The organism is Streptomyces albidicamelliae, assembly GCF_025642175.1.
Lineage (GTDB): Bacteria > Actinomycetota > Actinomycetes > Streptomycetales > Streptomycetaceae > Streptomyces > Streptomyces albidocamelliae.
Window position 1 is genome coordinate 1,234,502 of the sequence record NZ_CP106795.1, and the last position, 16,066, is coordinate 1,250,567.

Annotated in this window: 13 protein-coding genes and 2 pseudogenes; 5 read left to right on the plus strand and 10 right to left on the minus strand. The window is 74.3% G+C overall.

All coding sequences use genetic code 11. The features are described 5' to 3' along the window. Window positions 1–513: 513 nt before the first annotated feature. From N8I86_RS05855 to N8I86_RS05875, 5 genes and pseudogenes are all read right to left on the minus strand, one after another. Window positions 514–3,074: pseudogene (locus tag N8I86_RS05855) on the minus strand (ABC transporter permease). Then, a complete protein-coding gene (locus tag N8I86_RS05860) occupies window positions 3,071–3,820 on the minus strand; it encodes an ABC transporter ATP-binding protein (protein ID WP_123438762.1) in 750 nt (249 codons plus the stop codon). Before N8I86_RS05860 ends, N8I86_RS05855 begins: the two are co-directional and overlap by 4 nt. After that, a complete protein-coding gene (locus N8I86_RS05865) occupies window positions 3,817–4,107 on the minus strand; it encodes an SHOCT domain-containing protein (protein WP_073894779.1) in 291 nt (96 codons plus the stop codon). Before N8I86_RS05865 ends, N8I86_RS05860 begins: the two co-directional genes overlap by 4 nt. A gap of 660 nt (window positions 4,108–4,767) precedes the next feature. Then, window positions 4,768–6,009, minus strand: a complete 1,242-nt coding sequence (locus tag N8I86_RS05870) for an ROK family protein (RefSeq protein ID WP_263277285.1) — start codon at window positions 6,007–6,009, stop codon at window positions 4,768–4,770. 47 nt (window positions 6,010–6,056) lie between these two features. Then, window positions 6,057–6,707: an alpha-ketoglutarate-dependent dioxygenase AlkB family protein gene (locus tag N8I86_RS05875; RefSeq protein WP_263277286.1), complete on the minus strand. Its 651-nt coding sequence runs from the start codon at window positions 6,705–6,707 to the stop codon at window positions 6,057–6,059. 79 nt (window positions 6,708–6,786) lie between these two features. Between N8I86_RS05875 and N8I86_RS05880 the strand changes: the two genes are divergently transcribed. After that, the gene (locus N8I86_RS05880) at window positions 6,787–7,920 is read left to right on the plus strand and encodes a methyltransferase (protein WP_073894782.1); all 1,134 of its coding nucleotides are present in this window, start codon (window positions 6,787–6,789) and stop codon (window positions 7,918–7,920) included. Here N8I86_RS05880 and N8I86_RS05885 read toward each other — a convergent pair. The 3 genes and pseudogenes from N8I86_RS05885 to N8I86_RS05895 all read right to left on the minus strand — a co-directional run bounded on the left by N8I86_RS05885 (window position 7,907) and on the right by N8I86_RS05895 (window position 9,847). Then, entirely contained in the window at window positions 7,907–8,047 is a 141-nt protein-coding gene (locus N8I86_RS05885) for a hypothetical protein (protein ID WP_263277287.1), read from the minus strand. The genes N8I86_RS05880 and N8I86_RS05885 overlap by 14 nt on opposite strands. Window positions 8,048–8,049: 2 nt before the next feature. Continuing rightward, a pseudogene (locus N8I86_RS05890) lies at window positions 8,050–8,933 on the minus strand (ketose-bisphosphate aldolase). 32 nt (window positions 8,934–8,965) lie between these two features. Then, the gene (locus tag N8I86_RS05895) at window positions 8,966–9,847 is read right to left on the minus strand and encodes an SIS domain-containing protein (RefSeq protein WP_263277288.1); all 882 of its coding nucleotides are present in this window, start codon (window positions 9,845–9,847) and stop codon (window positions 8,966–8,968) included. A 244-nt stretch (window positions 9,848–10,091) separates the two neighbouring features. Between N8I86_RS05895 and N8I86_RS05900 the strand changes: the two genes are divergently transcribed. Beyond that, the gene (locus tag N8I86_RS05900) at window positions 10,092–10,871 is read left to right on the plus strand and encodes a DeoR/GlpR family DNA-binding transcription regulator (RefSeq protein ID WP_123438758.1); all 780 of its coding nucleotides are present in this window, start codon (window positions 10,092–10,094) and stop codon (window positions 10,869–10,871) included. Between the two features lie 91 nt (window positions 10,872–10,962). Here N8I86_RS05900 and N8I86_RS05905 read toward each other — a convergent pair whose 3' ends face one another. After that, on the minus strand, window positions 10,963–11,358 hold the full coding sequence (locus N8I86_RS05905; protein WP_073894789.1) for a luciferase domain-containing protein: 396 nt from the start codon (window positions 11,356–11,358) through the stop codon (window positions 10,963–10,965). A gap of 402 nt (window positions 11,359–11,760) precedes the next feature. Here N8I86_RS05905 and N8I86_RS05910 point away from each other — a divergent pair, with 402 nt between their 5' ends. Together N8I86_RS05910 and N8I86_RS05915 are read left to right on the plus strand one after the other, a co-directional pair. Further along, window positions 11,761–12,930, plus strand: coding sequence for an MFS transporter (locus tag N8I86_RS05910; RefSeq protein ID WP_263277289.1), 1,170 nt, complete (start codon window positions 11,761–11,763; stop codon window positions 12,928–12,930). Window positions 12,931–13,298: 368 nt separating this feature from the next. Beyond that, the gene (locus N8I86_RS05915; protein ID WP_263277290.1) at window positions 13,299–14,039 is read left to right on the plus strand and encodes a maleylpyruvate isomerase family mycothiol-dependent enzyme; all 741 of its coding nucleotides are present in this window, start codon (window positions 13,299–13,301) and stop codon (window positions 14,037–14,039) included. Window positions 14,040–14,046: 7 nt separating this feature from the next. Here the strand turns inward: N8I86_RS05915 and N8I86_RS05920 are convergent, their stop codons facing one another. Beyond that, entirely contained in the window at window positions 14,047–14,445 is a 399-nt protein-coding gene (locus N8I86_RS05920) for a MarR family winged helix-turn-helix transcriptional regulator (RefSeq protein ID WP_073894793.1), read from the minus strand. Window positions 14,446–14,530: 85 nt separating this feature from the next. Here N8I86_RS05920 and N8I86_RS05925 point away from each other — a divergent pair, with 85 nt between their 5' ends. Beyond that, window positions 14,531–16,021 carry an MFS transporter gene (locus N8I86_RS05925; RefSeq protein ID WP_073894795.1) on the plus strand — a complete coding sequence of 497 codons (1,491 nt, stop codon included), beginning with the start codon at window positions 14,531–14,533 and terminating at the stop codon, window positions 16,019–16,021. Window positions 16,022–16,066 lie beyond the last annotated feature (45 nt).

Consider the following 16,066-nt stretch of genomic DNA (forward strand, 5'->3'; position numbering starts at 1 on the left):
GGTTCCGGTGGGCGCCCGGGCCTCGGTGGATGCGGTGGCTCCGGTCGCTGCGGGTGCTCAGCGGGGTGCCTCGGCTCCGGTGGGTGCGGGCACGCCTGTCGGTGCGGGCACGCCTGTCGGTGCGGGCGCGCCGGTGGGCCACCGGGACTCGGTGGATGCGGTGGCTCCGGTCGGTGCCGGGGTTCCGGTCGGTGCCGGTGCTCCGGGCGGCAGGTCCGCTTCAGCTGACGGCGCGGGGAACTCCGGGGCCACGGCTCGGGTGACGGCCGGGCAGCCTTGACGGCAGCCGGTGCTCCGGGCGCGGTGTCGCATCGGCCGACGCCGCGAACCGAACCCCGCCTCCACTCTCGCTCCACTCACCCCGGCGCCCGCCTTCGAAGAGCCGCCGGGAGCCGCGCCCTCACCCCGTCCCCGCGGTTGCGCGGGACACCAGACCTCCGCCCGGTCGGCCGCAGTCGCCCGACCGGGCGGTGACCAACTCCGGGACCGGGACCGCCCGGCGTCCCGTCCCGCTCACTCCGTCCCGATCGCCCGCAGGATGTCGAGGCGACCCGCTCGGCGGGCCGGGCGGAGGGCGGCGAGGGCCCCCGCGGTGAGGCCCACGAGCAGGATCACCGCGAGCCGTACCGGCGGGAGGGCGAAGGTGAACGCCGAGTCACCGGCGCCGTCGGAGGCCTTCACCAGCACCCAGCCGAGGAAGGTGCCGAGGCCGAGCCCGCCCGCCGTCCCGAAGGCGGCGACCAGGACCGACTCCCAGCGCACCATGGCCCGCAACTGGCCGCGGGTCTGCCCGACGGCCCGCAGGAGACCCAGTTCCCGGGTGCGTTCGTGCAGCGCGAGCGTCAGCGTGTTGGCGATGCCGAGCAGGGCGATGACGACCGCGAGGGCGAGCAGGGCGTAGACGAGGGTGAGCATCATGTCGATGCCGCCCGCCGAGGACCGCGCGTACTCGTCCCGGGTCTGGACCTCGGGATTGCCGTACCGCGCCGCGACCTTCCGTACGGCCGCCTTGCCCGCGTCCGCGTCCACGCCGGACTTGAACGTGACCGCGATCAGACCGTCCGAGTCCTGCGTGCGGTGCGGGGCCCAGGCGGACCGGGTGACGACGTAGTCGCCGACGAGTTCGGAACGGCCGTAGACCGCGCGGACGGTGAAGGTCTCACTCCTGCCGCCGGTGAAGGTGAGCCGGGCGGTGTCACCGGTGCGCAGGTGCTGCCGGGCGGCCTCCGTCCGGGTCAGCGCGAGCCCGTCACGGCCGAGGTCGCGCAGTGAACCGGTGACCGCGCCGAGGTCGAAGGTACGGGCGAGGGCCACCGGGTCGGTGACCGTCAACGCGCGGCCCCTGCCGTTGACTTCGGCGACCCCGCGGCCGAGTCCGACGGCGGTGTCGACCTCCGGCAGCCGTTGCAGGGCCGGGGCGAGCCGGGGGCTGAGCCCGCTGCCGCCCGCGCCGAAGGACGGGGTGCTGACGGCCACGTCGCCCGCGAAGGACCGCGACACCGTCTGGTCCATGGTGGCCTTCAGCGAGGCCCCGAACACGGTGAACAGCGACACCACGGCCACGCCGATCATGAGCGCGCTCGCGGTGGCGGCCGTACGCCCGGGACTGCGCACGGCGTTGCGCCGGGCGAGGCCGCCGGTGACGCCGCGCAGCCGGTCCAGGGGGCCGCCGAGCAGGCGTACCGCCGTACCGGCGGCGACCGGGCCGAGGACCACGAAGGCCGCGAGGGCGAGCAGGGCGCCGGTTCCCGCCAGCCACAGCGAGGGCGTGACGAGGACGCCGGTGAGGGTCGCGGCGAGAGCCGCCGCACCGAGGGCGGCGCCGGCGATCGCGCGGGGACGGGAGGCGCCGGAGCCGTCGACGGCCGTCTCGCGCAGGGCTGCCAGGGGGCGGTGCGTCCGGCGCGCCGGACCGGCAGCAGCGCGGAGCCGAGGCAGACCAGCACGCCCACGGCGAACGGCAGGACCATCGAGAGTGTCCTGATCACCAAGTCGCCTTCGGGGAAGGGGAATCCGATCGCCGGGAAGAGCGCCTGCAGACCGGCGGCGATACCGACACCGCCGGCGAGGCCGGTGAGGGACGCGGCGAGCGCGACCATGGCGGCCTCGGCGAGAGCCGAGGTGGTGACCTGACGACGTGCGGCGCCGAGGGCGCGCAACAGGGCGTTCTCCCGGGTGCGTTGGGCGACCACGATCGCGAACGTGTTGTGGATGGAGAAGGTGGCGACGAGCAGGGCGACGCCGGAGAAGACCAGCAGGAACGTCGTGAAGACGGTCAGGAACTGGCTGGAGATCATGTCGGTGTTCTCCCGGGCCGACTGCTGACCCGTGATGGCCTCGACCCCCGCGGGCAGGACGGGGGTCAGCCGGTCGACCAGCTGCCGCCGGCCGACTCCGGGCCCGGCCCGCACCGCGATGCTCGCCGCCTGCCCGGGGCGTGCGGTGAGGTATTTCCCGGCGTCGGCGGTGGTCATGCCGGTGAAGGTCACCTGTGCCATGCCGTCCTGCCCGCCGAACGTGGCGAGCCCGACGATGGTCACCCGCACGGGGTCCGGGGTGCGCAGGGTGGTGGTGTCGCCGACCTTCAGACCGCCCTTCTTCGCGGCCCCCCGGTTGACCACGACCTCGCCGGACCTCGCCGGGGCACGGCCCTCGGCGATCCGGTACGGGTTCAGTCCGGGGTCGGTGATCCAGTTGCCGGCGAGGGTGGGCGGGCCCTGACCGCCGACGGGTTTGCCGTCGGAGCCGACGAGTTGGCCCGCGCCCTGGATGTCCGGGGCGGCGGCCGCCACACCGGGGACCCGCTCGATCGTCTCGGCCAGCGAGGCGGGCACCGGCCGCCTCACCCCCTGGGCCTCGCCGGGCGTGGTGATGGCGTCGGCGCCGCGCACCACGGCGTCGGTGCCGCTGGTGGCCTCGCCGAACATGTTGCCGAAGCTCGCGCGCAGCGTGTCGCCCATGACGAGGGTGCCGGTCAGGAAGGCGACACCGAGGAACACGGCGAGGAACGTACCCGCGAAGCGACGCCGGTGCGCGCGCAGTGAGGTGAGGCCGAGCCGCAGCGTCGTGTTCATGTCCGCACCTCGAAGGCCTTCATGCGGTCGAGGACCATGTCCGCGGTCGGGGACTCCATCCGGTCGACGAGCCGCCCGTCGGCGAGGAAGAGCACCTCGTCGGCGTGGGCGGCGGCCACCGGGTCGTGGGTGACCATGACGACCGTGCGGTCCATGTGCCGTACGGCCCGGCCGAGGAGGCCGAGCACCTCCGCGCCGGAGCGGGAGTCGAGGTTGCCGGTCGGCTCGTCGGCGAAGACGACGTCCGGCCGGCCGGCGAACGCCCGTGCCACGGCGACGCGTTGCTGCTGCCCACCGGAGAGTTCGGCGGGCCGGTGGTGCAGCCGGTCGCGCAGTCCGACGACGTCGACGAGCGCGTCGATCCACGCGTGGTCGCCCGTACGGCCGGCCAGGTCCAGCGGCAGCGTGATGTTCTCCGCGACGGTCAGCGTCGGCACCAGGTTGAACGCCTGGAAGACGAAGCCGACGCGGTCGCGGCGCAGCAGGGTCAGGCGGCGGTCGTCCAGCGCGCCGAGCTCGGTGTCGCCGATGTGGGCGGTCCCGGCGGTGAGCGTGTCGAGGCCGGCCGCGCAGTGCATGAGCGTGGACTTGCCGGAGCCCGACGGGCCCATGATCGCCGTGAAGCGTCCGGCGGGGAAGGCCACGTCCACGCCGTCCAGGGCGCGGACGGCGGTGTCGCCACCGCCGTACACCTTCACGGCGCCGGTCACGCGGGCCGCGGCGCGCGGGGCGGTCGTGGTGGTCATGCCGCACCGCCCTTGCCGATGCGGCCGAAGTGCTCCTCCAGGACGGAGAGGCGCCGCCAGTACTCCTCCTCGTCGATCTCCCCGGCGGCGAAGCGGCGGCCCAGGACGGCGAGCGGCGAGTCGCCCGCCGGGCGCCCACCGTCCAGCGGGCGCCAGGGGCCGCCGCGGCCGCGCAGGCCGGTGCGGCGAAGGAAGGTGACGGCGCCGAGCACGACGGCCGCCCAGATCAGCGGGAAGAACAGGATCCAGGGGCCGGGTCCGCCGTCCCAGTCGGCCAGGGTCTGCATGTCGGTCGTCTCCCTCGTCGGCGTCGGTCTTCGGGTGATGCCAAGAGGCTCCCTCCGCGAGGTGCTCCGGGTCGTCGTGCGGCCGGCGGCAGTACGCGTACGTCCCGGGGAGTACGCGGAGGGGATGCGCGCTGCTCCTCGTGGCGTGCCGCCGGGCCGTGTGACGGAGGCGGACCGGGCACGCCTGGCCGTGCGAGAAGGCATGTCCACGGCACGCCGTCCGCGTCGGCCGGCCGTGAACTCGGACAGGCGCGAGCCGAGAACCGCGCACTCCGGTGGACGAGACGATCGAGCCGCGCGTACGGCGGTGCCCCCGGCGGCGAGCTGCCCCATCTCCCGGCTCCCGGTTCCAAGGCCAGCGTCGGCGGAAGGGGTTCGCGCGGTCTACGACGACGGGCGTACGGGACGATTGGGCGGGCCTGGCCCGATCACGCGGATCACTGTTCGTCCGCCCGGTTCCGGAGCGGTGCGGCGCGCGGAGGACGAGAGGCGGAGCGCCGCCGGCCGGATCCGCCCCGGCCGCGGCGGCGAACCGGTGGCCCGATCGCGGTGCGTGTCCGGCACGCCCGCGCGGGTGGCTCGCCCGCCCGGGTGGCTCGGCCGCGCGGGTGGCTCGCCCGCCCGGGTGGCTCGCATGCGCTCCGGCGGCGTGTCCGCCGTCTAGGCGGCCAACGCCCCCAGTGGGTCGTCCAGTACCGGCTGCCAGGCCAACTCGGCCGCGCCGACCAGGCTGTTGTGGTCGAGGGTGCACGGCAGGATCGGTACGCCGCCACTCTGTCCCCACAGGCTGCGGTCGGCGACGACCGCCCGCAGCCTGTGGGCGTCGGCGTCCAGGAGCGTGCGGTGCAGGCCGCCGAGGATGATGCGGTCGGGGTTGAGGATGTTGACCAGTCCGGCGAGGCCGAGACCGAGGCGGTCGATGAGGGCCTCGGCGGCCCGGCGGACGGCCGGATCGCCGTACTGGGTGCGCAGCAGGTCGTTGGCCTGCTGGAGCAGCGACACCTCGGGACCCGGCTCCCGGCCCGCCTCCACCAGCAGGGCCAGCGGGTCGGCCTCGACGTCCAGGCAGCCCCGGCTGCCGCAGTGACAGGGCCTGCCCTCGGGGTTGACGGTGAGGTGGCCGACCTCCAGGGCGAGGCCCGAACTGCCGGTGTGCAGGCGGCCGTCGAGGACCAGCGCGCCGCCGACGCCGCGGTGCCCCGTGGCCACGCACAGCAGGTCGCGGGCGCCCCGGCCGGCGCCGTGCCGGTGCTCGGCGAGCGCGGCGAGGTTGACGTCGTTGCCCGCGAACGCCGGTCCGGTGATGCCTGCGTCGCGCACGCACTCGGCGAAGGTGCGCCGCACCGGGGCGCCGACCGGCCAGGCGAGGTGCAGCGGGTTGAGGGCGAGACCGTCGGGTTCGGCGACGGCGGACGGCACGGCGAGTCCGGCGCCGACGCAGCGGCGGCCGGTGGTGCGCAGCAGTTCGGCTCCTGCCTCGACGACCGACCGCAGCACCTTCGCCGGGTCGGCGTCGACGGTCTCGCAGCCGGGCGCGGTGGCCACGATCCGCCCGCCGAGCCCGACCAGCGCGGCCCGGAACCCGTCGGCATGGACCTGCGCCGCCAGGGCGACCGGGCCCTCGTCGGCGATCTCCAGCCGGTGCGAGGGGCGGCCCTGGGAGCCCGCCGCCGCCCCCGGCCGGGCGTCCACCCGGATCAGGCCCAGCGCCTCCAGTTCGGCGGCCACCGCACCCGCCGTCGCACGGGTGACACCGAGTTCGGCGGTGAGCACGGCACGGGTCGGCGCCCGTCCGGTGTGCACGAGCTCCAGCGCGGGTCCCAGGGCACCGCGTCCCCGGTCCAGCCGTGCCCTCGAGGTGGTCCTCTCCCCCGCCGTCCGGGGATCCGCGTCGCCGCTCATGAGGGGGAGTCTCCCATGATCCGGATCATCGGTGGACTGCGCCGCCGTCACAGGCCGCTCACCCGCAGGGTGATGTTCAGCCGTCCGGTCAGGCCCAGCCAGGGCGGCGCCGTGCCGGGGTGGACGCGCGGCACACCGTGGTAGGCGAGCCGGGACGGGCCGCCGAACACGAACAGGTCCCCGCTGCGCAGTTCGACGTCGGTGTACGGCCTGGTGCGCGCGTCGGTGTTGCCGAAGCGGAACACGCAGCGGTCGCCGAGGCTCAGGGAGACCACCGGAGCATCGGACCGCTCGTCACCGTCGCGGTGCATTCCCATCCGGGCGTCGCCGTCGTAGAAGTTGATCAGCGCGATGTCGTACGGCTCCGCCGGCACCGCGGCCGGGCCGAGGGTGTCGGCCACCGCGCCCCGGGCGAGCGCGCCGAGCCAGGCCGGGAAGGGCTTGACGGGCGTCCCGTCGCCGTCGACGACCGTGCGGGCGTAGGCGTACGGGTGCCAGTGCCAGCCCAGGCAGACCTGCCGGGCGGTCATCGTGCCGCCGCCCGGGGTGCGGACCGTGCGCAGCCCGGCCGGGGGCCGCGCCCACTCCCGGCAGGCGGCCAGCAGCTCGCGCTGCCGGTCGGCGCCCAGCCAGTCCGGGGCGTGCACGGCGCCCGGCGCGACCTCCGCGCGCTCCCTGCCGAACAGCTCCGCGTCCACGCGCTCCATCTTGCCCCATGCCCGTCCCACCACCCCTGATCTGCGGCTCCGCTAGCCTGGACGCACGATGAGCGACCGTATGACGACACCGTGGGGCGAGGTCGAGCTGACCCGTTTCCCCGAGGATCCGCGCGACCGGCTGCGTGCCTGGGACGCCTCCGACGCGTACCTGCTGCGCCACCTGGCCGAGGAGCAGGTGCCGCTCACGGGCACGGTCGTCGTGGTCGGGGACCGGTGGGGTGCGCTGGTCACGGCGCTGGCGGAGCACCGGCCGACCCAGATCACGGACTCCTTCCTGAGCCAGGAGGCGACCCGCGCGAACCTGGCGCGGGCCGGCGTGGAACCCGGGGGCGTACGGCTCCTCACCACGCAGGACCCGCCGCCGGAGCGCGTGGACGTGCTGCTCGTCAGGGTGCCCAAGAGCCTGGCGATGCTGGAGGACCAGCTGCTGCGGCTGGCGCCCGCCGTGCACGCGGGCACCGTGGTCGTCGGCACCGGAATGGTGAAGGAGATCCACACCTCCACGCTCCGGTTGTTCGAGCGGATCCTCGGACCGACCCGGACGTCGCTGGCGCGGCAGAAGGCGCGGCTGATCTTCTGCACCCCGGACCCGGCGCTGGACCGGCCCGCGAACCCGTGGCCGTACAGCTACGCCCTACCCGGCGGGGTGGGTGCGGTGTCGGGCCGCACGGTGGTCAATCACGCGGGTGTCTTCTGCGCCGACCGGCTCGACATCGGGACCCGCTTCTTCCTCCAGCACCTGCCGGGCCCCGGCGCCGGCCGCGTGGTGGACCTCGGCTGCGGCAACGGCGTCGTGGGTACGGCGGTGGCGCTGGCCGACCCGACGGCCGAAGTGCTGTTCGTGGACGAGTCGTTCCAGGCGGTGGCCTCGGCCGAGGCGACGTACAAGGCCAACGGGGTCCCGGGGCATGCCGAGTTCCGGGTCGGTGACGGGCTGGCCGGGGTGGCGCCGGGCAGTGTGGACGTCGTCCTGAACAACCCGCCGTTCCACTCCCACCAGGCGACGACGGACGCGACGGCGTGGCGGATGTTCACCGGGGCGAAGCGGGCGCTGAGGCCAGGCGGCGAGCTGTGGGTGGTCGGCAACCGGCACCTCGGCTATCACGTGACCCTCAAGCGGCTGTTCGGGAACAGCGAACTGGTCGCGAGCGATCCGAAGTTCGTGGTGCTGAGGGCCGTCAGGAGGGGCTAGCCCGCAGGGCGGGCGGCGAGACGCCGAGTTCGCGCCGGCAGGCCTTGTCGCTCGCCTGGCCGTGGACGCCGACACCGGCGGCGGCCACGTCCGGCGGCTCCCCGAGGTGGAGGGTCGTGCTGCGCATGGTCAGCGGCGGGCCCCGGAGAGGAGGCCGATGATCCGGGTCACCTCACGGGCCATCGCCTCCCGGCCCACCGCCAGGTACTTGCGGGAGTCGACGGCCTCCGGGTGTGCGGCGAGGAACTCCCGTACGGCGCCGGTCATGGCGGCGTTGAGGGCCGTGCCGACGTTGACCTTGGCGATGCCGCCGCCGACGGCCGCGACCAGCCCGTCGTCCGGCACGCCGGAGGAGCCGTGCAGCACGAGCGGGAGGTCAAGCGCCGCGGACAGCCGTGCGAGCAGCGCGTGGTCCAGGGCGGCGGTGCGGGTGGTCATGGCGTGCACGCTGCCGATGGCGACGGCCAGGGCGTCGACCCCGCTGCCGGCGACGAAGTCCTGTGCCTGGCGCGGGTCGGTGCGGGCGCCGGGCGCGTGCGCGTCCCGTGCCGTCGGGGAGGGCGTCCGGCTCCCGCCCTGGCCGGGCTGCCGCCGACCTCCCCCAACTCCGCCTCGATCCACAGCCCTCGGGCGTGCGCCCAGTCGGCGGCGGCGCGCGTCGCGGCCAGGTTGTCCGCGTACGGCAGGCGGGCGGCGTCGTACATCACCGAGCTGAAGCCCGCGCCGGGCGCCTGCCGCAGCAGGTCGTCGCTCTGTACGTGGTCGAGGTGCAGGGCGACGGGCACGGTGGCCCGTTCGGCGGCGGCGACGGCGGCGCGGGCCAGCGGCAGCAGCCGCCCGTAGCGGTACTTGACGGCGTTCTCGCTGACCTGGAGGACGACGGGCGCGTCGGCCGCCTCGGCGCCTGCGACGACGGCCTCGACGTGCTCCAGGGTGATGACGTTGAACGCGGCGACGGCGGAGCGGGCCGCGGCGGCCCGGGTGACCAGCTCGCCGGTTGACGCAAGAGGCACGTGTCGTGTCCTTCCGGGGTGCGGGCGGCGGGTCAGGGGGCGAGGATGACCGAGCGGGTGAGGTGGCGCGGCCGGTCGGGGTCCAGGCCGCGGGAGGCGGCGACCGCGACGGCGAGCCGCTGTGCGCGGACGAGTTCGGCGAGCGGGTCGAGCCCGCCCCCGACCCACAGTCCGCCGGTGGCGCGCACCTGCTCGGCGAGCCCGTCGGGCGCCTCGCCGAACATCCAGGTGGCCGTGCCCGCGGTGGTGATGCTGATCGGGCCGTGGCGGTACTCCATCGCCGGATAGGCCTCGGTCCAGGACAGGGAGGCCTCGCGCATCTTCAGCCCGGCCTCGTTGGCGAGTCCGACCGTCCAGCCGCGCCCCAGGAACGTGAACTGGGTGCATTCGACCAGCCCTTGGGGCAGCGGACTGGTGAGGGCGGTACGGGCGTCGGTGACGGCGGCGCCGGTGTGCAGGCCGAGGTGGGCGCGCAGAAGGGTGAGGGCGGTGGTCGCGAACCGGGTCTGGACGACGGAGCGTTCGTCGGCGTAGTCCAGCACGACGAGGTCGTCGGCGGCCTTCGTGACCGGGGTGCCGGGGTCGGCGGTGACGGCCGTGGTGCGGGTGCGTCCCTTCAACTCGCCCAGCAGCCGGAGCACTTCGGTGGTGGTTCCGGAGCGGGTGAGGGCGACGACCCGGTCGTACGACCGCCCGGCCGGGAACTCGGAGGCGGCGAACGCGTCGGTCTCGCCCCGGCCGCTGCCCTCGCGCAGCGCGGCCACCGCCTGCGCCATGAAGTACGAGGTCCCGCACCCGACGACGGCGACCCGCTCCCCCGGATCCGGCAGCGCCGCGCGGTGCCGCCCGGCCTCCTCGGCGGCCCGTATCCAGCACGCCGGCTGGCTGTTCAGCTCGTCCTCGACATGGGTCATGCCCACACCCTCCCCTTGCTGATTGTTCTTGCAAGATATAGCGAGCTTTCGAGCACAATCAAGCAACTGACCGCAAGTGCCGGTGCGCTAGGGTCGCCGGAGAGGAAGAGGAGATCGGCAGAGGACCGAGGAACGGCCGCGGGACGATCGGCACGGGCTCGCCGGAGGATCGGCGAGTGCCCGGAGACCGCTCGGAGCCCGGCCGGAGCCCGGCCCTGGACCGATCGGAGAACGGAGGCCGCGGATGTCCCGGGACGCCCGCTGGAAGGCGCTGCTGGAACTGCTCGTGGAGCGCGGCCGGCTGGAGGTCGAGGAGGCGGCGGCGGAGCTCCAGGTGTCGGCGGCGACGATCCGCCGGGACTTCGACCAGCTGGCCGAGCAGCAGATGCTGGTGCGCACCCGGGGCGGAGCGGTGGTGCACGGGGTGTCCTACGAACTCCCCCTGCGCTACAAGACGGCACGGCGCGCCTCCGAGAAACAGCGGATCGCGAAGGCGGTCGCCGACCTGGTGGCACCCGGCGAGGCGGTCGGCCTCACCGGCGGGACGACGACCACGGAGGTGGCCCGCGCCCTCGCCGTGCGCGGTGATCTGTCCGCCGGCACACCGGCGCTCACCGTCGTCACCAACGCGCTCAACATCGCCAACGAACTCGCCGTACGGCCCCAGTTCAAGATCGTGGTGACGGGCGGGGTGGCACGCCCGCAGTCGTACGAGCTCATCGGCCCGCTCGCGGACGGGGTGCTGGGCCAGATCACGCTGGACGTGGCGGTGCTGGGTGTGGTCGCGTTCGACGTCGCGCACGGCGCGGCCGCGCACGACGAGGCGGAGGCCGCCATCAACCGGCTGCTGTGCGAGCGCGCGGAGCGGGTGGTGGTCGCCGCCGACTCCAGCAAGCTGGGCCAGCGGGCGTTCGCCCGCATCTGCGGGACGGAGCTGGTGAACACCCTCGTGACGGACACGGCGGTGGGCCAGGAGACCGTACGCCGCTTCGAGGAGGCGGGGGTACGGGTGCTGACGGTGTGAGCCCCGTCTGCGCTGCCGGTCCGCCCGCACGGCGCCAGCGGCCCACTTCGCCCGGGCACACCCTGCCGCGGGCTCAGAACGTGCCGCGGGCTCAGAACGCGCCGAGGTCGGCCTTCACGAAGCCCGCGCCCCGCTGGTCGTTGCAGCCGGACAGCGGCCGGTCGGCCGGGTCGGGCCAGGTGTCCTGGGCCTGGAGCGCCACGCTCACCAGGGTGAGCAGCAGGTCGACGTCGCTCGCGGCGTCGAGGCGCAGGGTCACCCACGGCGAGCCGGGCACGATCCTGATCGCACCCGAGCCCTTGAAGTCCTTGGCGAACCGGCGGACGGCCCGGTCCGTCAGTCTCAGGTCCACATCCCGGTCGGAGTGGAAGTGGGCGATCTCGCCCTGGAGCGAACTCACGGCCTGCCCCAGGCCGCAGCTCGGCACGGCGGGTCTCAGGTCCGGCCAGGTCGCCAGTTGCGCGAGCGCGCGCGAGGCCAACGTCATGGGCCCATCATGACGCGCTCATCCGCTCGCAACCAGCTCGTGAGCGAGCATTAACCGTCCGGCATCCGCCGCGGGCGACCGCGCCCGCACACGCGTACAGCCCCCGAACAGGCCCGCCGGCCATGTCCGTTGTTCCGGCCCGCCGGATCATGCCCGCACGTCGCCGCAGCCCGAGCACATCAAGAGGCGTACCGCGTCTACGACATACCGCCTCGCGACCGACGGAAGCCGGCCGCGGCACCGCGCCTCGTCACCTCGCCGACGGCGCCCGCGGGCCCGGGCGCGGGATCGGTCCTTGACGCGAGCACGGCATACGTCCCGCCGCTCACTTGCCCGCCGACCCACGGCCGCCCTAGCCTGGGTTTTGTGCCGCTAATAAACAAAACCCGAACGCACAGCGTCGTGCCGGGCCAGGACCTCGCTCGTCTGCGTGTGGCGATCACCGCCTTCTTCGCCCTGGACGGCTTCATCTTCGCGGGCTGGGTCGTCCGCATCCCCGACATCAAGCAGCAGACCCACGCGTCCGCCGGCTCGCTCGGGCTCGCGCTGCTCGGCGTCTCCGCGGGCGCCGTTCTGACCATGACCCTGACCGGTCGGCTGTGCCGCCGCTACGGCAGTCATCCGGTGACCGTCGCGTGCATGGTGGTGCTGGCGCTCAGCGTCGCACTGCCTCCGCTCACCCACTCGGCAGCGGCGCTGGGTGCCGTCCTGCTTCTCTTCGGCGCGGCGTACGGGGGTGTGAACGTCGCTTTCAACAGCGCCGCCGTCGATCTGGTGGCCGCCCTGCGCCGGCCGATCATGCCGAGCTTCCATGCCGCTTTCAGTCTGGGCGGGATGATCGGCGCCGGCCTCGGCGGGCTGGTCGCGGGCTTCCTCTCCCCGACCCGCCATCTGCTCGGCCTCACCCTGGTCGGGCTCCTCGTCACGGCGGTCGCCGGACGCACCCTGCTGCGGCACGAGCCTCCGGCGCCCGCCCACCGCACGCCCCCCTCACCGGCCGGGACGCACTCCAAGGCACGCTCGACGGGGGGCCGCGGCACGGTCGTCGTCTTCGGTCTCATCGCCCTGTGCACCGCCTACGGCGAAGGCGCCATGGCGGACTGGGGCGCGCTCCACCTCCAGCAGGACCTGGCCGCGTCCGCCGGGACGGCCGCCGCCGGGTACGCGTGTTTCGCACTGGCGATGACCCTCGGCAGGCTGACGGGCTCGACACTGCTGGCCCGCCTCGGCCGGGCCCGGACCGTGATCGCCGGCGGCACGGTCGCCTCCGCGGGCATGCTGCTCGGCTCCCTCGCGCCCTCGGTAGGGGCGGCACTGCTCGGCTTCGCCGTCACCGGACTCGGCCTGGCCAACCTCTTCCCGGTCGCCGTGGAGCGGGCCGGCGCCCTGGCCGGGCCGTCGGGCGTGGCCGTCGCGTCCACCCTGGGCTACGGCGGCATGCTGCTCGGACCGCCCGCGATCGGCTTCATGGCCGACTGGTTCTCCCTCCCCGTCGCCCTCACCAGCGTGGCCGCGCTGGCCGCTGTCGCCACGGTGATCGCGGTGTCGACACGGCGAGCGATGGGCGGCTGAGGCGGCCCCCCGCTGCGGGCGAGGCGGCCGGGTACTGCCGTTCCGCCGCCCCGGCACCCGCTCCGGGCGGCCGTCCGGCACCCGGTCTGGGTCGACGCCCGGCAGGCGACGGCTGATCGAGACGGCTCCGGATCCACGGTCCCGTACACAGCTGGCGCCCCGCCGAATCCCTCCCGCCGGCCAGGCGCAGCCGTTCTTCCGGCCCGTCCGGCCACCGCCCGCCCGCTCCTCCGTCGCAACCACCTTGACGCCGCAGCCCGGCTCGTCGGCATCCGGCGCTGCACCGGAACCCGCACCCGCACTTTCCGTGGGGCGTCGTCGCGAGGCCCGGTATCCCCGGCGTCCGCTCCGTCCGGCACACTCACCGCATGGAGACTGCCGAGTTCCTTCAGACCCTGGACCGGGAAGGGCGGTTGCTCGCGGCGGCCGCCGCCGAGGCCGGTCCCGACGCCAAGGTGCCGACCTGCCCGGAGTGGCAGGTGCGCGACCTGCTGCGGCACACGGGAGCCGTCCACCGGTGGGCCGCGGCCTTCGTGGCCGACGGGCACACGGCGCCGCGCCCCATGGGAGACGCTCCCGACCTGGACGGCGCCGAGCTCGTGGACTGGTACCGGGACAGCCACCGGCTGCTCGTCGACACCCTGACCTCCGCGCCCCCGGAGGTCGAGTGCTGGACCTTCCTCCCGGCGTCCGGACCCTCACCGCTGGCGTTCTGGATCCGGCGGCAGGCGCACGAGACGACCGTGCACCGCTACGACGCGGAAGCGGCACGCGGCGGCACGGCCACGCCGATCGCACCGGACTTCGCGGCGGACGGCATCGACGAGTTGCTGCGGGGTTTCCACGCCCGCTCCCGGAGCCGGGTCCGCAGCGAGGAGCCCCGTGCGCTGCGCGTGCGCGCGCAGGACGCCGGGGCGGACGCGGTGTGGACCGTACGGCTCACCACCGAGCCGCCGGTGACCGTGCGGGCGGAAGCCGGGACCGCCGAGGCCGAACTGTCGGGTCCCGCGGAGCAGTTGTACCTGGCGCTGTGGAACAGGGCGCCGGTGCCGAAGGTGACCGGTGACCACGCGCTCGCCACCTTGTGGCGGGAGGCGTCGGGCATCTGACGGCCGGTCAGCCCGACTCGTCCAGCATCCTCGCCAGTACCGCGCGCTGCACGGGCCGCACCTCACCGTGCAGCGCGCGCCCCTTCTCGGTGAGCATGACGCGCACCCCGCGCCGGTCCTCGGGACACATGGCCCGCTCGACCAGGCCGTCCTTCTCCAGGCGGCCGACCAGCCGGGACAGCGCGCTCTGGCTGAGATGGACGCGGTCGGAGATCTCCTGCACACGGTAGGCGCAGCCGCCGTCCGCGGCGGACCCCTCGGCCAGCAGGTCGAGGACCTCGAAGTCGCTGGCGCACAGCCCGTGCCCGTGCAGTTCCCGGTCCAGCTCGCACTGGGTGCGGGCGTGCAGGGCCAGGATGTCCCGCCACTGCTCCGCGAGCGCCTGCTCGGCCTTGTTCGCCGCCATGAGCGCACCGTAGCAGAGAATCCGAATTGTTGCATCGTAATTAAATGCGCTTGCATTCGATGCATGTGCATGTAGTGTCGTCGGCATGACCTCTCCGCTCACCACCCCCACGACCCCGTCCTCGGGAGTCCGCTGGACTCCCCGGCTGTGGGGCACCCTGCTGGTGCTGTGCGCCGCGATGTTCCTGGACGCGCTCGACGTGTCGATGGTCGGCGTCGCGCTGCCGTCCATCGGCTCCGACCTGCATCTGTCCACGTCGACGCTGCAATGGATCGTCAGCGGCTACATCCTGGGATACGGCGGGCTGCTCCTGCTCGGCGGCCGGACGGCGGATCTCCTCGGCCGGCGCCGGGTGTTCCTGGTGGCCCTCGGCGTCTTCGCGCTGGCGTCCCTGCTCGGCGGGCTCGTGGACTCCGGTCCGCTGCTGATCGCCAGCCGCTTCATCAAGGGCCTCAGCGCCGCCTTCACCGCGCCCGCCGGCCTGTCGATCATCACCACGACGTTCCCCGAGGGCCCGCTGCGCAACCGCGCCCTCTCCATCTACACCACCTGCGCCGCCACCGGCTTCTCCATGGGCCTGGTGCTGTCCGGCCTGCTCACCGAGGCCAGCTGGCGCCTCACCATGCTGCTGCCCGCGCCGATCGCCCTGATCGCCCTCCTCGCCGGCCTCAAACTGCTGCCGCGCAGTGCCCGCGAGGAGAACCACGCCGGTTACGACATCCCCGGCGCCGTCCTCGGCACCGCGTCGATGCTGCTGCTGGTGTTCACCGTCGTCCAGGCCCCGCAGGCCGGCTGGGCCTCGGCCCGCACCCTGCTGTCCTTCCTGGCCGTCGCGGTCCTGCTGACCGCGTTCGTGGCGGTCGAGCGACGCTCGCCCAGCCCGCTGATCCGGTTGGGAGTGCTCCGCTCGGGCAGTCAGATCCGCGCCCAGCTCGGCGCGATCGCCTTCTTCGGCTCCTACGTCGGCTTCCAGTTCCTCACCACGCTGTACATGCAGTCCCTGCTCGGCTGGTCCGCGCTGCACACGGCGCTCGCCTTCCTGCCGGCGGGCGCGCTGGTGGCGGTGTCCTCGACCAAGGTCGGCGCGATCGTCGACCGGTTCGGCACCCCGCGGCTGATCGCGACCGGCTTCGCGCTGATGGTCCTCGGGTACGCCCTGTTCCTGCGCGTCGACCTGGACCCGGTGTACGCCGCCGTCGTCCTGCCCTCGATGCTGCTGATCGGCGCGGCCTGCGCACTGGTCTTCCCCTCGCTCAACATCCAGGCCACCAACGGGGTCGAGGACCACGAGCAGGGCATGGTCTCCGGTCTGCTCAACACCTCGGTGCAGGTCGGCGGTGCCGTCTTCCTGGCGGTGGTCACGGCGGTGGTCACCGCGGGCGCACCCGCCCACGCCGGCGCACAGGCCGTCCTCGACAGCTACCGTCCGGGCTTCGTGGTCGTCACCGGCATCGCGGCCCTCGGCCTGCTCATCACCCTCACCGGACTGCGCCGGCGGCCCAGCCTGCCGTCGGTCGTGGTCGCCCGGTCCACCGTGGAGGAGGCGGAGGCGGAGCGCGTCGCCGTCGGCGACTGAGGCTCCGCCCTGAGGGGAACGCCTCACACGTGCGCCCGGCGGCGA

Excerpts from the sequence above, each read along its gene's own strand:
- N8I86_RS05905 (WP_073894789.1), bottom strand. The coding sequence starts at position 11,358 with ATGACGTTGGCCTCGCGCGCGCTCGCGCAACTGGCGACCTGGCCGGAC.
- N8I86_RS05885 (WP_263277287.1), bottom strand. The coding sequence starts at position 8,047 with ATGCGCAGCACGACCCTCCACCTCGGGGAGCCGCCGGACGTGGCCGCC.
- N8I86_RS05860 (WP_123438762.1), bottom strand. The coding sequence starts at position 3,820 with ATGACCACCACGACCGCCCCGCGCGCCGCGGCCCGCGTGACCGGCGCC.
- N8I86_RS05915 (WP_263277290.1), top strand. The coding sequence starts at position 13,299 with ATGGAGACTGCCGAGTTCCTTCAGACCCTGGACCGGGAAGGGCGGTTG.
- N8I86_RS05900 (WP_123438758.1), top strand. The coding sequence starts at position 10,092 with ATGTCCCGGGACGCCCGCTGGAAGGCGCTGCTGGAACTGCTCGTGGAG.
- N8I86_RS05865 (WP_073894779.1), bottom strand. The coding sequence starts at position 4,107 with ATGCAGACCCTGGCCGACTGGGACGGCGGACCCGGCCCCTGGATCCTG.
- N8I86_RS05880 (WP_073894782.1), top strand. The coding sequence starts at position 6,787 with ATGACGACACCGTGGGGCGAGGTCGAGCTGACCCGTTTCCCCGAGGAT.
- N8I86_RS05920 (WP_073894793.1), bottom strand. The coding sequence starts at position 14,445 with ATGGCGGCGAACAAGGCCGAGCAGGCGCTCGCGGAGCAGTGGCGGGAC.
- N8I86_RS05870 (WP_263277285.1), bottom strand. The coding sequence starts at position 6,009 with ATGAGCGGCGACGCGGATCCCCGGACGGCGGGGGAGAGGACCACCTCG.
- N8I86_RS05925 (WP_073894795.1), top strand. The coding sequence starts at position 14,531 with ATGACCTCTCCGCTCACCACCCCCACGACCCCGTCCTCGGGAGTCCGC.
- N8I86_RS05895 (WP_263277288.1), bottom strand. The coding sequence starts at position 9,847 with ATGACCCATGTCGAGGACGAGCTGAACAGCCAGCCGGCGTGCTGGATA.